12 protein-coding genes and 1 tRNA gene are annotated in these 13,255 nt (G+C 70.1%); 1 reads left to right on the forward strand and 12 read right to left on the reverse strand.

The window, feature by feature from the left end:
* Positions 1-12: 12 nt before the first annotated feature.
* The 9 genes from AC1DIW_RS12205 to AC1DIW_RS12245 all read right to left on the reverse strand — a co-directional run bounded on the left by AC1DIW_RS12205 (position 13) and on the right by AC1DIW_RS12245 (position 9,650).
* The gene (locus AC1DIW_RS12205) at positions 13-987 is read right to left on the reverse strand and encodes a sulfite exporter TauE/SafE family protein (RefSeq protein ID WP_478108454.1); all 975 of its coding nucleotides are present in this window, start codon (positions 985-987) and stop codon (positions 13-15) included.
* Positions 984-2,393 (reverse strand): adenylyl-sulfate kinase, encoded by a 1,410-nt coding sequence (gene cysC / locus AC1DIW_RS12210; RefSeq protein WP_478108456.1) that lies wholly within the window; start codon positions 2,391-2,393, stop codon positions 984-986. The genes AC1DIW_RS12205 and cysC overlap by 4 nt, the downstream gene beginning before the upstream one ends.
* The gene (locus AC1DIW_RS12215; protein ID WP_478108458.1) at positions 2,390-3,508 is read right to left on the reverse strand and encodes a glycosyltransferase family 4 protein; all 1,119 of its coding nucleotides are present in this window, start codon (positions 3,506-3,508) and stop codon (positions 2,390-2,392) included. Before AC1DIW_RS12215 ends, cysC begins: the two co-directional genes overlap by 4 nt.
* Positions 3,509-3,609: 101 nt before the next feature.
* A complete protein-coding gene (gene cysN, locus AC1DIW_RS12220) occupies positions 3,610-4,866 on the reverse strand; it encodes a sulfate adenylyltransferase subunit CysN (protein WP_442277702.1) in 1,257 nt (418 codons plus the stop codon).
* A gap of 4 nt (positions 4,867-4,870) precedes the next feature.
* The gene (gene cysD, locus AC1DIW_RS12225; protein WP_478108849.1) at positions 4,871-5,716 is read right to left on the reverse strand and encodes a sulfate adenylyltransferase subunit CysD; all 846 of its coding nucleotides are present in this window, start codon (positions 5,714-5,716) and stop codon (positions 4,871-4,873) included.
* Between the two features lie 65 nt (positions 5,717-5,781).
* Positions 5,782-6,612, reverse strand: coding sequence for a 3'(2'),5'-bisphosphate nucleotidase CysQ (locus AC1DIW_RS12230; protein WP_478108459.1), 831 nt, complete (start codon positions 6,610-6,612; stop codon positions 5,782-5,784).
* 312 nt (positions 6,613-6,924) lie between these two features.
* Positions 6,925-7,518: an aminoacyl-tRNA hydrolase gene (gene pth, locus AC1DIW_RS12235; RefSeq protein WP_478108851.1), complete on the reverse strand. Its 594-nt coding sequence runs from the start codon at positions 7,516-7,518 to the stop codon at positions 6,925-6,927.
* A 122-nt stretch (positions 7,519-7,640) separates the two neighbouring features.
* Positions 7,641-8,321 carry a 50S ribosomal protein L25/general stress protein Ctc gene (locus tag AC1DIW_RS12240; RefSeq protein WP_442277700.1) on the reverse strand — a complete coding sequence of 227 codons (681 nt, stop codon included), beginning with the start codon at positions 8,319-8,321 and terminating at the stop codon, positions 7,641-7,643.
* 264 nt (positions 8,322-8,585) lie between these two features.
* Positions 8,586-9,650 (reverse strand): EamA family transporter, encoded by a 1,065-nt coding sequence (locus AC1DIW_RS12245; protein ID WP_478108461.1) that lies wholly within the window; start codon positions 9,648-9,650, stop codon positions 8,586-8,588.
* Between the two features lie 108 nt (positions 9,651-9,758).
* On the opposite strand from AC1DIW_RS12245, the gene AC1DIW_RS12250 reads away from it, so the two are divergent.
* A complete protein-coding gene (locus tag AC1DIW_RS12250) occupies positions 9,759-10,319 on the forward strand; it encodes a CGNR zinc finger domain-containing protein (RefSeq protein ID WP_478108462.1) in 561 nt (186 codons plus the stop codon).
* Positions 10,320-10,460: 141 nt separating this feature from the next.
* Here AC1DIW_RS12250 and AC1DIW_RS12255 read toward each other — a convergent pair whose 3' ends face one another.
* The 3 genes from AC1DIW_RS12255 to AC1DIW_RS12265 all read right to left on the reverse strand — a co-directional run bounded on the left by AC1DIW_RS12255 (position 10,461) and on the right by AC1DIW_RS12265 (position 13,212).
* Entirely contained in the window at positions 10,461-11,441 is a 981-nt protein-coding gene (locus tag AC1DIW_RS12255; RefSeq protein ID WP_442277697.1) for a ribose-phosphate diphosphokinase, read from the reverse strand.
* Entirely contained in the window at positions 11,438-12,898 is a 1,461-nt protein-coding gene (gene glmU / locus AC1DIW_RS12260) for a bifunctional UDP-N-acetylglucosamine diphosphorylase/glucosamine-1-phosphate N-acetyltransferase GlmU (RefSeq protein ID WP_442277696.1), read from the reverse strand. The genes AC1DIW_RS12255 and glmU overlap by 4 nt, the downstream gene beginning before the upstream one ends.
* A gap of 235 nt (positions 12,899-13,133) precedes the next feature.
* A tRNA-Gln gene (locus AC1DIW_RS12265) sits at positions 13,134-13,212 on the reverse strand.
* Between the last annotated feature and the right edge of the window lie 43 nt (positions 13,213-13,255).

Consider the following 13,255-nt stretch of genomic DNA (forward strand, 5'->3'; position numbering starts at 1 on the left):
ACGCACCGGTGCTCATCGTGCTGCGGTCTGGGGGTTGTTCCCGACGTCGGATGCCGCGCGAGCCTTCGCGTGACGCTGGCTTCGAGCCAGGGCAGGAAAGCCGTTGGCGCGACGGACGACCATCCAGACCGTCGGGGCCACGAGCAACGCGGCCAGCAGGGCGATGCCGGTCGCCGCGGTCCCGAGGCCGAGCAGCTTGAGCGCCGAGGCAAGAAGGACGAACGCCAGGACGCGCCGGATGAACCCTCCCGGAGCCCGCGAGGACAACCGGGCCCCCACCCAGGCCCCGGGGACACAGCCGACGAGCAGCGAGGTGGTGAGGGCGAGCTGGAAGTCGCCGAAGAAGATGTGGGCCACCGCTGCCGCGGCAACCAGAGGCACGGCCTGCACGAGGTCCGTCCCGACGAGCTGACTGGCCTTGAGAACGGGGTAGAGCGCCATCAGGGCGATGATGATGAGTGAACCCGAGCCCACCGACGTCATCCCGACGACGAGCCCCCCGACCGCCCCCACCAGGATCGTCGGGAGCCTGCGAACCTCCACCTGCGGACGTTCCTGGGGAAGGGGCTCCCCTCGGCCGTCGCGGCGTCGGGCCCGCTCGAGGAGTCTGGTGTACGCCCGAAAGGCCAGGCCGAAGGCGGCGATCAGGAGGGCGACCCCGAGGGCCACCTGGATGGTCTGCTGGACGACGGCGTCCGTCCCCAGCGACTTGACGACCATGACCCCGAGGAATGCCATCGGCACCGACCCGACACACAACCATTTGACGAGTGACAGGTTCACGGTCCCGCGTCGCAGATGGACGATCGAGCCGACGGGCTTCATCACGGCGGCCGCGACGAGGTCGGACGACACGGCGGTCAGGGGTGGTATGCCGAAGACGAGCACGAGCACGGGCGTCATCAGCGCGCCACCACCCATGCCCGTGAGGCCGACGACGACGCCGATCCCGAAAGAGGCTGCGACCAGGAGCCAGTCGATGGTCATGGGGTCCCCGTTTCGAGCCAGCCTCCGCCGGCCAGATAGATGAAGAGTCGCTCGACCGCGGCGGCATTCGAGACAGCCGTCGTGTCGATCGTGATCTCGGCGTTCGTCGGAGCCTCGTACGGGTCGGAGATACCGGTGAAGTTCGGGATGAGCCCCGCTCGGGCCTTGGCGTACAGACCCTTGAGGTCGCGGCGCTCGCATTCCTGCAGGGGCGTGTTGACGTGCACGAGCACGAAGTCCCCGACCTCGCCGACCATCGTCCGGACATCGTCTCGCGCCTGCGCGTACGGAGCAACGGGAGCGCAGATCGCGAGCCCGCCATGACGTGCGACCTCCGTGGCGACGAAGCCGATACGCCGGACGTTGAGAAGCCGGGACTCGTGGTCGAAGCCCAGCCCGGACGACAGGAGCTGCCGCACGACGTCTCCGTCCAGGAGCGACACCGTGCGACCCGTCTGCTGGCTGATCCTCGCCGCCAACGAGCGGGCGATGGTCGACTTGCCGGACCCCGACAGGCCGGTGAACATCACGACCAGTCCGCGGCGGGCACGAGGAGGTCGCCAGCGGCTCAGGGCTTCGAGATCGGTGGGATGCAGGACCGCGGGGTGGACGCCTCCGTCGTCGAGCTGTCCCACCACGTCGCGCCAGCGAGCGGCGGCGTCGTCGAGCCCGACATCGTCGCTCAGGACGAGCACGTTGCGAGCGCCCACGTGAGCCGACAGGGCTGCCACGAGCGCGGGGTCGCTGACCGGGTCACGCCACGCCAACGGCGCGGTGGCCACGTCCACGTGCACACCGCCCGCTCCGGCGGAGGCGCGATCGACCGAACGAGAGGCGAGCTCCGCCATGAGCAGCGTGGGCACCCCTGCGGTGTCGACCGATTGGTCAGGCACCGCCACGAGCACCCGAGCTTGAGGACTGCTGCGACGGACCTCGCGCAGGAATGTCGTGAGCCGCGGTTCGTCGGAGGTCAGGGCCGGTCGGCCGAACACGATGAGGCCGTCGTAGGCGCCCGCCGACACCGTGAGGTCGACGGCCAGCTCTCGAGCGGCGCCGCTCTCACGGAGCCGTTCGCGCGTCAGGGTCCCCGTCACCAGCACCTCGTCGCCGACGTCGTTGCCGACCGCCGTGGGCGTTGCGCGAATCATCGCCAGTGAGGCCAGCGGAGTCTGTTCCTGGTCGACGAGGGTGAGACATCCTGCGGCACTGGCCAGACGTGCGAGATCAGGATCCACCACCAACCCGGCGCAGACCGCCCCCCGTGGTCGAGCAGACGGCCCCGGCGCACTGACGATCCGTCCGCCGAGGACGTGCCCACTGGGCAGGATGCCGTCCAGGACGAGCTCGACGTCACGGATCTCTCTCGGCGCCATGACGCGCACGGGCACCGCTGTCACCACGGTCACCGGACTCTCCCCCGCCGTCCGTCCACCGCTCGGAGGTAGAGGTCCTCCAGCTGGTCGGTTGCGGAGTCCCAGGAGTAGTCCTCGAGGACGCGGACCCGCAGGTCGTCCCCGGATCCCCCCAGGGCGCCGTCGAGCATCTGCTCCAAGGCAGTCCGCAGCGAGTCGACGTCCCCTCGGGTGAAGATCCGGTGCGCCGGTGAACCGGAGCCGATGACCTCGAGGTGGGGAGCGATGTCGCTCGCCAGCACCGGGACACCGTTGGCGATCGCCTCGAGCAGAGTCAGTGGGAGTCCCTCGAGGTCGGAGGGCTGCACGAAGACGCCGGCGCGTTGGAACACCTCCTCCAGGTGCGCGCCACCCACGAAGCCCGCGAACACGATCCGCGGGTCGTCCCCGGCGAGCTCACGCAGGTGCAGGCTGTACTCATCGCTGAAGGACGAGTCGCCGACGATCGCCAGCTGGCGGATGCAGTCGCTCGCCAGCACGGCCCGGATGAGCAGGTCCGGGCGCTTCTCGGGAACGAGACGGCCGACGAACAAGGCGTACTCATCAGGGACGAGGCCGATCGATCGAACGAAGTCGCTGGCGTCCGTGAGCACGGGAGTCGTGACCCCGTTGGGGATGCACGCCACGGTCTTGCGGAAGTGCTCACCGTAGTGCGCAGCCAGATCACGGGAGACCACCACGGTGCGGTTCGGCACCCGACCGCTCATCCAGTGGGCCGCACCGAGAACGGCCCGTGCCGGCGCTCCCCACTTGTCCCGCTGGTGGTCCAGGCCGTGCACCGTCATCACCACGGCTGCACGCGAGAGGTATCGCGGCACCGGCGTCATCAGGCCCGGACCGAGTGCGTGGTAGTGCACGACGTCTGCACGCCGAGCCAGCGCGCCCCACGTCGAGGCAGCACTGTGCACGATCGCGTCGAGGTGCTTGGTCGCGATCGTCGGGGCCTCGAGCAACGTCATGCCGCGATACGACTGATGTGCGCTCGAGCCGTACGACGACCGACAGAACACGAGCACCTCGTGACCTCGGGATGCCAGTCGGCTGCCCACCTCCTCGACGTGTCTCTCGACCCCACCCATCGTCGCGGGCAGCCCCTTCTGACCGACCATCGCGATGGTCAGCGGCCGCCACCCAGGGGCACCGGCGCCGGCAGCCCCGTCACCTCCTGGCGCACCGCGCGAGGAGGGTTCGAGGTCTCCGAGCTGCCGAGTCACCGGACGTTGTCGGTGATCATGCCGGCGGCGACGGTGCGGTTGGTCGCCTCGTCGACGAGGACGAAGCCGCCTGTGTTGCGGTTGCGGGAGTAGTCGTCGGCCATGAGCGGAACCGTCGTGCGCAGCCGCACCCGACCGATCTCGTTGAGCGACAGCTGGTTCGCCTCCTCGTCACGGTGCAGGGTGTTGACATCGAGGCGGTACTGCAGCGCCTTCACGATCGTTCGAGCGGTGCGGGTGGTGTGCTTGATGCAGTACTTGCCTCCGAGACGCATCGGGGCGGACTCGTCCATCCAGCAGATCATCGCGTCGAGGTCCTGGGCCACGGTCGGCTGGTTGTTCGGCCGGCAGATCATGTCGCCCCGCGAGACGTCGATCTCGTCCTCGAGCCGGACGGTCACCGACATCGGCGGGTAGGCCTCGTCGACCTCTCCGTCAGCGGTCTCGACGGACAGGATCCTGCTGGTGAAGCCCGACGGCAGCACCATCACCTCGTCACCCTTCTTGAGGATGCCGCCGAGCACCTGCCCGGCGTATCCCCGGTAGTCGTGCCACGCGTCGGACTGCGGGCGGATGACGTACTGCACCGGGAAGCGGACGTCGATGAGGTTGCGGTCGCTGGCGACGTGGACGTTCTCGAGGTGGTGCAACAGGCTCGGCCCGTCGTACCACGGCATGTTCTCCGAACGGGTCACGACGTTGTCGCCGTTGAGGGCCGACACCGGCATGACGGTCAGGTCAGGCACCCGCAGCTTGGCGGCGAACTGGGTGAACTCGTCGCGGATCTTCTCGTAGACCTCCTGGGAGAAGTCGACGAGGTCCATCTTGTTCACCACGAGCACCAGGTGCGGCACCTGCAACAGGGTGGCGAGGAAGGCGTGTCGCCTGCTCTGCTCGACCAGGCCCTTGCGAGCGTCGACGAGCACGAGGGCCAGGTCAGCGGTGGAGGCGCCGGTCACCATGTTGCGGGTGTACTGGATGTGGCCCGGGGTGTCCGCGATGATGAACTTGCGGTTGGGCGTCGCGAAGTAGCGGTAGGCCACGTCGATCGTGATGCCCTGCTCGCGCTCCGCACGCAGCCCGTCGGTGAGCAGCGCGAGGTCGACGTAGTCGTCGCCCCGGTCGTGGCTGACCTTCTCGACGGCCTCGATCTGGTCCTGGAACACGGTCTTGGTGTCGTAGAGCAGGCGGCCGATCAAGGTGCTCTTGCCGTCGTCCACCGAGCCCGCCGTGGCGAACCTCAGGATGTCCATCATTTCAGAAGTACCCCTCACGCTTCCGGTCTTCCATGGCCGCTTCACTGAACTTGTCGTCCCCACGGGTCGCGCCGCGCTCGGTCACGCGGGTCGAGGCCACCTCGGCGATGACGAGGTCGACGGTGTCGGCCTCGGATCGCACGGCGGCCGTGAGGCTCGCATCGCCGACAGTGCGGTACCGCACCATCGCGGTGAACACCTCTTCGCCGGGCTTGGGCTGCTTCGTCTCGTGGACCGCGAACAGCATCCCGTCCCGGTCGAACACCTCGCGCTCGTGCGCGTAGTAGATCGAGGGGAGCTCGATGTCCTCGCGCTTGATGTAGTGCCAGATGTCGAGCTCGGTCCAGTTCGACAGGGGGAAGACGCGGATGCTCTCCCCCGTGTGGATCCGCCCGTTGTAGAGGTTCCAGAGCTCCGGGCGCTGGTTCTTCGGGTCCCACTGTCCGAACTCGTCACGGAAGGAGAAGATCCGCTCCTTGGCCCGCGCCTTGTCCTCGTCGCGTCGCGCCCCACCGAAGATGGCGGTGAACCGGTGCTTGTCGAGAGCGTCGAGCAGCACAGGTGTCTGGATGCGGTTGCGGGTCCCGTCCGGCGGCTCGCACACCGTGCCGGCGTCGATCGCCTCCTGGACGCTGGCGACGATGAGCTGCACCTTCAGCTCGTCGACCCGCTTGTCCCGCAGGGCGAGCACCTCGTCGAAGTTGTGGCCGGTGTCGACGTGCATCACCGCGAACGGGATCCGCGCCGGGTGGAAGGCCTTCTCGGCCAGCTTCAGCATGACGATGGAGTCCTTGCCGCCCGAGAACAGCAGCACCGGCCGCTCGAACTCGGCGACCACCTCTCGCATGATGTAGATGGCCTCGGCCTCGAGCAGGTCGAGCTGGCTCAGCTGGTAGTCGTGCGTTGGTGGCGTCACTTCGAATCGTCCTCGTCTCTCAGGGCGGACATGGCTGCCAGGAGCAGATCGGCGTGCTCCGGGCGGCAGATCAGCAGGTCGGGGAGCAGCGGGTCCGGCTGGTTGTAGCGAAGGGGCGAACCGTCGATGCGGCTGGCGTGCAGACCAGCGCTGCGGGCCACCGCTACCGGTGCGGCCGAGTCCCACTCGTACTGGCCCCCGGCGTGGACGTAGGCGTCGACGGTCCCATCCAGCACCGCCGTGGCCTTGACTCCTGCCGACCCCATCGGCACGAGCTCCGCGCCGAGGCGCTCCGCGAGAGCGGAGACGAAGGCGGGCGGCCGGGTTCGGCTGACAGCGAGCCGGATCGGCCCCTGGACCGCCGCCGGCAGGGACGGAGGGTCGTCGGTGGCCAAGGTGTCACCCATGGCCGGTCGCGCCACGGCGCCGGCGACGAGCTCGCCACCCTCCCAGAGGGCGACGTGGACGGCCCAGTCCTCACGTGGGATCTCGGAGAACTCACGCGTGCCGTCCAACGGGTCGATGATCCAGACGCGGTCTGCGTCCAGACGCGTCGTGTCGTCGGTCGCCTCCTCGCTCAGCACCGAGTCCGCCGGCCGATGTCGCTGCAGCTGCGCGGCCAGGTGCTCCTGCGACCGCTGGTCGCCCGCCGCCTTGAGCGCCGACGGGTCGAGGTCGGGCTGGTCGCGGCGCAGCTCGAGCAGCACCCGCCCTGCCGACTCAGCCAGCCGACGCGCGAGTCGCGCATCATCCAGCGGGTCGTCGTCATCCCCCGATGCCGTCGAAACCCGTTGCGCGGCATGCTCGCGCCCGTCCGAAAAACTCATCTGTACCCCCCCGGCACATCCGATTCTGGACGCGTGGGATCGGCGTCACGCCCGCCGTCACCTGTGACGGCGTCTGCGTGATCAGCGGCCCCCCGCGACATCTGCGGCGGCGATCCCTGTTGGCGCCCCGCCGTGCATTGGATTCATGCTACGACCGGGTCGCAGGCGTGTCCGGGGAATGCGCAAAGGTGCCGTTTGCACGTTTGCGCCGCTGGTGGTTCGCCTAAGGCTGCGACGTGGCGCACGGTCGTGCCACAGCGCTCGGATCACCAATTCGGCTGAGGCCCAAAGAGATCCGGCGGACCTTCGAGGTCAGCGAGGGGCGTGGAACCGCTGTTGGGCGTCGAGGAGCCCGACCTCGATGAGCGCTTCGACGGCGTCGGCCCCGTCGTCGAGAAGGAAGGGCAGCACGTCCGCGCGCTCGGCCTTGGAGAAGTCCTTGAGGACGAAGTCGGCGGGATCCTGGCGTCCCGGAGGCCGGCCGATCCCGAGGCGGACGCGGAGGTAGTCCTTGGTGCCGATCGACTGCGAGATCGAGCGCAGGCCGTTGTGCCCGCCCTCACCGCCGCCCTTCTTGAGGCGGACGACACCGGCGTCGATGTCGAGCTCGTCGTGGATGACGACGAGGCGCTCGGCGGGGACGTCGTAGTACTTCAGGAGGCCCGCGACCGGAGCGCCCGAGACGTTCATGTAGGTCGACGGGACAGCCAGGACGACCTTGGGACCGGCGAGCTTGAGGCGCACCTCGGCGACCCGGGCGCGGACCTTGTGCGCCTTGAACGAGGGCCGGCCGCCGGTGGCGTCACGGCCGGCGAGCTCCTCGACGGTCATCGCACCGACGTTGTGCCGGTTGCCGGCATACTCCGGCCCCGGGTTGCCGAGCCCGACGACGAGCCAGGTGTCCATGGGGTCCTCGATCACTGGTCAGTTCGTTGTCGGGCGGGTGCGGGTGCGGGCCCCGCCAAGCCGGAGCTCGAGCGGGACCCGCAGACGCATCGGGTGGCGACGCGCGCCACTCCTGGTGTGGCTCAGGCCTCGTCGCCCTCGGCCTCGGCGCCCTCGGCGGGGGCGCTCTCGGCACCCTCGGCGGCGGCCTCCTCCTCGGACTCCTCGCGCTCGATGCCGGCCTCGGCCTCGGCCTCGGCGAGCTCGGCCTCGAGGGCCTCGGCGGAGATGGCCTGCGTCACGTTGACGACGAGAGCCTCGGGGTCGGTGACCAGCGTCGCACCCTCGGGCAGCTCGACGGCACCGGCGAGGATCTGCGTGCCGGCCTCGAGGCCCTCGACGGAGACGACGACGTTCTCGGGGATGCTCGTGGCCGGAGCCTCGATCTGCAGGGTGTTGTGGTCGAGCGTGACGACGGTCTCGGGAGCGGCCTCGCCCTCGAGGTGCACGGCGACGTCGACGGTGACCTTCTCGCCCTTGCGGACGACGACGAGGTCGACGTGGTCGATGACCGGCTTGATCGCGTCGCGCTGGACGTCCTTGGCGAGGGCGAGCTGCTCCTTGCCGTCGATGACGATGGTGAGCAAGGCGTTGGCCTGCTTGAGGGCCATCATCGTGTCGTGGCCGGGCAGCGAGATGTGCACGGGGTCCGTGCCGTGGCCGTACATGACGGCGGGGATGTTGCCGGCGCGGCGGATCTTGCGGGCGGCCCCCTTGCCGAAGTCGGTGCGCTTCTCGGCGACGAGCTTGGAGGTGTCAGACACAGGAGTCTCCTGGGGATCTCGGGTGAGGCGGGTCTCTGGGTGGTCGGCCTCGACGCGGGACGACGCGCGGTGATCGGCAGTGACGGAGCGGTCCGGTCATGTGGTCCGCACGCAGAGGCGAACCCAACCATGGAGAGCTCCACGTCAGGCCACCGCGTCGATCACGGACCTCGTCACGTCCTGCTGTGGCAGCCGTGCACCGTCCCTCGCCGAGGCAACTGCTCGATCTTACGCGACGGACGCCCGGGCAGCGAAATCCGTGGGCTAGGGCTCATCGGCGCAGGGCGGGAGCGCGTCGGGACCGGGCAGCGCCCGCGCCTCGTCCGCGCGGACGGCAACGAGCCCGACGACGATGAGCACCCCACCGAGCAGCTGGACGCTCGTCGGCAGCTCGGCGAGGACGAGCCACGCGAAGAGCACCGCGAAGAGGACCTCGGTGAGCGCCACGAACGAGGCCACCTTGGCGCCGAGCATGCGCACCGCCGCGATGCCCGTGACGTAGGCGAACGCCGCAGCCACGAGGGCGATGACGAGCACCGGCACCCACCACTGCACGACGACACCACCCAGCGGCACGCTGGTGGCCCCCCGCGTCATGTCGAGCACGCCGACGAGGCCCGCGAGCCCCAGGGCCGCTGCACCGACGGCGAGGCCGCCACCGGCGAGGGCGATCGGTGGCACGTCGTCGTCGACGTGGTCGGCGAGCAGGAAGTAGAGGACGAGGCAGACGGCGGCGCAGAGGCCCCAGAGGACACCGACGAGGCTGATGCTCGCGCCACCGACGACGTCGAGGACGAGGAACAGCCCGGCGACGGCGAGCGCCACCCCGGCCAGCGTCAGGCGGCGCGGGGCCTGCCGGTGCCGCGCCCAGAGCCAGCCGACGATGAGGATGGGGGCGAGGTACTCGAGCAGCAGGGCCACGCCGACGGAGAGGTGGGTCACCGCGTTGAAGTAGGCGAGCTGACAGCCCGCGACCCCGGTCAGGCCGTAGCCGATGACGACCCAGACGTTGCGCCGCAAGGCCGCCCACCGACCGCGGAGCGACCACAGCGCCGGACCGAGCAGCACGAGGGCCGCCAGGGTGACGCGCAGGGTCACGACGGCGCCCGGAGACCAGCCGCCGACGAGCAGCGACTTGCCGAAGGCGCCCGACGTGGCGAACGCCGCGGCCGACGCGAGCGCGACCCCCAGTCCGACGAGCGGGTGCCGGACCGGCCGATTCCGTCGGACGGGCGAGGCCGGCAGGGCCGTCGGCGCCGTCGGCGCCGCGTCGCCACTTCCGGTGGCCGGAGCCACCACGGACGTTCCGACCCGGATGCGCTCCGCCATGACAGTCCTCGTTGCTCCGGCCGGCGGGCTCGTCCCCGCCCTGCCTGATGTCAGTATCAAAACTGATTACACTCATGACAGTAGCGACCGCCGCCGTCAGGAGTCAACATGCCTTTCACCCATGACACCGAGGTTGCCCTCGCCGCCGCCGCTGCCCTCGTCAACACGATGCCCGGGTCGGTGCCCGGCGACCGCGACCCCGACCGCCTGACGAGCCTCGACGAGCTTGCGGCGCTCTACCATGACCAGGGCTGGACCGGGCGCTTCGACCGCGATGCCGCCGAGCTCGAGGCGGTCCGCGCGCTGCGCCCCCGGCTGCGCGGCTTCTGGGAGCTCGACGAGGCCGCCGTCGTCGACCTCGTCAACGAGCTGCTCGCCGAGGCCCGCGCCGTCCCCCAGCTCGTCGACCACGACGGCGTCGGCTGGCACGTCCACGCGACACCGGCCAACGCCCCGCTCCCCCGACGGATGGCCGTCGAGGCGGCGATCGCGGTCATCGACGTCGTGCGGGCGGGCGAGCTCGACCGACTCCGCGTGTGCGAGGCGGCCGACTGCGACGACGTGGTCGTCGACCTCTCGCGCAACCGGTCGCGTCGCTTCTGCGAAGGCGGGTGTGCGGCGCGGGCCCACACCGCCGCCTACCGCGCCCGCCGGTCCGCCCTCGCCTGAGACCGCCCCACGCACGAGGGGCGTATGCCGCGCGTCCGGGCCCAAGGCATACGCCCTCCGTCTTTGGCGCTCCACCAACCCCGCGGGCCTTTCGGGGGCACTCGGGGGCGCAGGCCGTCCGCGGCCGTGAGCCCCCGAGCGTCAGGCCCTGCCGTCGAAGAGGCTCGTCACGGAACCGTCCTCGAAGACCTCCTTGATCGCCATCGAGACGAGCGGGGCGATGGAGAGGACCTCGAGCTTGTCGAAGCGGCGGTCGTCGGGGATCGGGAGGGTGTTCGTGACGATGACCTCCTCGACCTTGCACGCCTTGAGGCGGTCGACGGCCGGGCCCGAGAGGATCGCGTGCGTGGCGGCGATGATGACGCCCGCAGCGCCCTGGTCCATCAGGGCGTCGGCCGCCTTGGTGATGGTGCCGGCGGTGTCGATCATGTCGTCGACGAGCACGCAGGTGCGGCCCTTGATCTCGCCGACGACGCGGTTCGCAACGACCTCGTTGGGCCGGTTGATGTCACGCGTCTTGTGGATGAAGGCGAGCGGAGCGCCGCCGAGGCGTGAGCTCCAGTCCTCGGCGACCTTGATGCGGCCGGCGTCGGGTGACACGACGGCGAGGTCGAGGTGGCCGTACTTCCTGCCGACGTAGTCGGCGAGGATCGGCATCGCCATGAGGTGGTCGACGGGGCCGTCGAAGAAGCCCTGGATCTGCGCGGTGTGCAGGTCGATGGCCATGAGCCGGTTGGCCCCGGCCGTCTTGAACAGGTCGGCCATGAGGCGCGCCGAGATCGGCTCGCGGCCGCGGTGCTTCTTGTCCTGCCGGGCGTAGCCGTAGAAGGGCAGCACGACCGTGATGCGCTTGGCCGAGGCGCGCTTGAGCGCGTCGATCATGATGAGCTGCTCCATGATCCACTCGTTGATCGGAGCGGTGTGGCTCTGGATGACGAAGGCGTCGGAGCCGCGCACCGACTCCTCGTAGCGCACATAGATCTCGCCGTTGGCGAAGTCGTAGGCCGAGGTCGGCACCAGATCGGTGCCGAGCGCCTTCGCGACCTCCTGGGCGAGCTGCGGGTGCGCCCGGCCGGAGAAGACCATCAGGTGCTTCTCGGTCGCCTTGTTGATGCCGCTCATGCTTGCGCGTCCTTCGTCTCGGTGGTCGGCTGTCGCTGGGCGGCTCGGGCGGCCTCGTCCGTCTTCGTGCCGGCGCGACGGCGAGCGACCCAGCCGTCGACGTTGCGCTGCTGGGCCCGCGTGACGGCAAGCTGGCCGGGTGCCACGTCGCTGACGACGGCCGAGCCGGCCGCGACGTAGGCACCGTCACCGATGGTGCGTGGTGCGACGATGACGGAGTTGCTGCCGACGAAGCTGTGGGCTCCGACGTCGGTGTGGCCCTTCGTGACGCCGTCGTAGTTGGCGAAGATCGTGCCCGCACCGATGTTGGCGCCCGGGCCGATCGTCGCGTCGCCGCAGTAGGTCAGGTGCGGCACCTTGGCGCCCTCCCCGATGACGGCGTTCTTCGTCTCGACGAAGCCGCCGATCTTGCCCTTCGCGCCGAGACGCGTGCCGGGCCGCAGGAACGAGAAGGGGCCGACCGTGGCGCCGGGCCCGATCTCGGCGAGCTCGGCCTGCGTGCGGACCACGCTCGCGCCGTCGCCGACCTCGACGTCGGTCAGGGTCGTGTCGGGACCGATGACACAGTCGCGGCCGATGGTGCTGGCGCCGAGGACCTGGGTGTTGGGGCGCACGACGGTGTCGGGTCCGATCGTCACGTCCGCGTCGAGCCACGTCGTGGCGGGGTCGATGACGATCGCGCCGTCGCGCATGGCCTGTTCGACGGTGCGGCGGTTGAGCTCGGCACCAAGGCGGGCCAGCTGCACCTTGTCGTTGACACCCTCGGTCTGCCACAGGTCGGCGACGAGGTGGGCGCGCACGCCGAGCCCCCGGCCGCGCGCGATCGCGATGACGTCGGTGAGGTACTTCTCGCCCTGGGCGTTGTCGGTGCCCACCTCGGCGAGGGCGTCGCGCAGCACGGCCGCGTCGAACGCATACAACCCGCTGTTGACCTCACGGATGGCCCGCTGGTGCTCGTCGGCGTCCTTCTGCTCGACGATCGCGACGACCGAGCCGTCGGCCTCACGGATGACGCGGCCGTAGCCCGTCGGGTCCTCGAGCGTCGCGGTGATCACGCTGACGGCGCTGCTGGACTCGTGGTGCGCCGCGACGAGTCCCTCGAGCGTCTCGCTCGTCAGCAGCGGGACGTCGCCGTACGTGACGACCACGGTGCCGGACAGGTCGGCGGGCAGCGCGTCGAGGGCGCACTCGACGGCGCGGCCGGTCCCCTTGACGTCGTCCTGGTCGGCGACGACCGCCTCGGGGTCGACCTGCCTCACGTGCTCTGCGACGCGGTCGCGCTCGTGGCGCACGACGACGGCGAGGTGCTGCGGGCTCGTGCCCCGGGCCGCGCGGATCGCGTGGGCCACGAGACTGCGGCCACCGATCGTGTGGAGGACCTTGGGGGTCGTTGACTTCATGCGTGTGCCCTCACCGGCGGCGAGGACGATCACGGCGGTGGGCCGTCGATCGCTCACAGGGCGCAGCTCCTTTGGGTGGATCGGGGTGCACTCGGGTGCGTACGACCCCGGCCGACGTCGGCGCCGGGGTGCGCCTCGGCCATGCTACCCGTGGGGCTGGGGTCGCCGTCCCGCCCCGGGCTCCACCGTGATCCCCTCCACACGGAGTTGCACCTCGCGTACGTCGCCCGAGGGTGCGTATGCCGCCGAGCGGGCCGCGTGGACATCGCGGGCCCCGCTCGACGTGCGACTGCTCCCCGGGCAGGAGTCGAACCTGCGTCGCTTGTCCTGATTCAAAGTCAGGCGGGCCCTGCCGGCAGACCAACCGGGGATCGTCGAGGGACGAGCACAGGGTAGTGCAGCGGCGCGGCGGAT

This window comes from Terrabacter sp. 01T434 (assembly GCF_056398545.1).